The sequence below is a fragment of the Actinospica durhamensis genome, from assembly GCF_018139695.1.
GTDB classification, from domain to species: Bacteria; Actinomycetota; Actinomycetes; order Streptomycetales; family Catenulisporaceae; genus Actinospica; species Actinospica durhamensis.
Window position 1 is genome coordinate 1 of sequence record NZ_JAGSOG010000573.1, and the last position, 1,448, is coordinate 1,448.

General features: G+C 68.1%; 1 protein-coding gene. It reads right to left on the bottom strand.

Translation table 11 applies throughout. The annotated features are described in order from the left end of the window. On the bottom strand, nucleotides 1-972 hold a 972-nt coding region (locus tag KDL01_RS41105; RefSeq protein ID WP_246577699.1), incomplete at its 3' end, for a GH25 family lysozyme. Nucleotides 973-1,448 lie beyond the last annotated feature (476 nt).

The following is a 1,448-nucleotide window of genomic DNA, read 5'->3' on the forward strand; positions in this document are numbered from 1 at the left end:
GGGATACAGCACCATGACAACGATCGCGGAAGCGCCGGCCGAGCCCGGCACCCTGGTCCCCGCCCGTACCGAGCTGCTGGAGCGGGCCCGCGCGCTGCGGGAGCCACTGTGGCGCGACGCCGCGGAGAACGTGTAGTAACCCCAGCCGTTCGGCAGCGTGCCTCCGCCGCTGGCGGTGTAGTTGGCCACCCACAGCGGGTCCTCGCTGGAGAACGCGCTGGAGTTGCCGGTGCAGGTGGTCCACCAGTCGGTGGTGGAGTAGATGACCGGGTACGCCTTCTCCTTCGCCGCGTACTCGTTCACGAACGCCTTGATCCAGCTGACCATCGAGCTCTGCGACAGCCCGTAGCACTCGGCGCCGTAGGGGTTGTACTCGATGTCCAGCGCGCCCGGCAGCGTCTTGCCGTCGGAGGACCAGCCGCCGCCGTGTGCGATGAAGTAGTCCGCCTGGGCCGCGCCGGTGGAGTTGTTCGGGATGGCGAAGTGGTACGCGCCGCGGATGATGCCGGCGTCGTACGGACCGTCGTACTGGTTCGCGAAGTCGGCGTTGGTGTAGTACGTGCCCTCGGTCGCCTTGGTGTAGGAGAAGTCGATGTACGGCGCGATGCTCGACCAGGTCAGGTCGCCCTGGTAGGAGCTGACGTCGATGCCGGGCAGCTGCGGCACCGCGGCGGCCGGGCTGACCGCCGCGCTCGAGACGGCGGCGGACGCGTCGGCGCCCTCGTGCGCGGCGACGGTCGAGCCCATGGTGTCGAGCTGCGGGTGGGTGATCGCCTCGGGGTGCACCGGCGTGTTCGGGCGGTCGGTGGAGACCTGGACCATGGTGCCGTCGAGCGCGCGGGCGTAGACGGCGGCGGGGGCTGCCGCCGCGTGCGCGGTGCCGGCCTGCCCGGCGGCCAGGGCGAGGGAGACGAGCGCGGCGGACGCGGCGGCGAGGGTGCGCCGGGACGCGGGTCGAGCGGTCAGGTGCATCGGAGATCCTCGTGGGTAAGGACGGATGACCGTCTTGTGGGTGTGCGGGCGCGTTGGCGCGGGGCCCCGGGGTCGCGTGGTACGCGCCGGATGCCGCGTCAGAGCACTGGCTCCGAGGATGACGAAACGACCGAAAGAAAGCAATGGTGCTTGGGAAAACTTTGAAACTATCTTTCGGCTTGGTGATCCAGAATGGCGAGATCACGCGTGCAGCGGCAGACCACCGGCGCGGCAGCTGATCTTCTGTAAGGATTCTTCGTAAGTTCGCTGAATCGTGTCGCTGGTTCACTAAGTCAGGACAGCGCCTCGCGGACCGTCGGCACCCCTCGACCCGGCCCACGCGGGCGATCTAGGCAGTGTTGGTGAATCTGACTATCTGTTGATGCTTTCTGGCTGCGGTTTTCGGCCTGTGGCTGGCGGGGCTGTAGAACTGGGTCATGGCGCGTGGTGATTTGACGGATGCCCAGTGGGAGTCG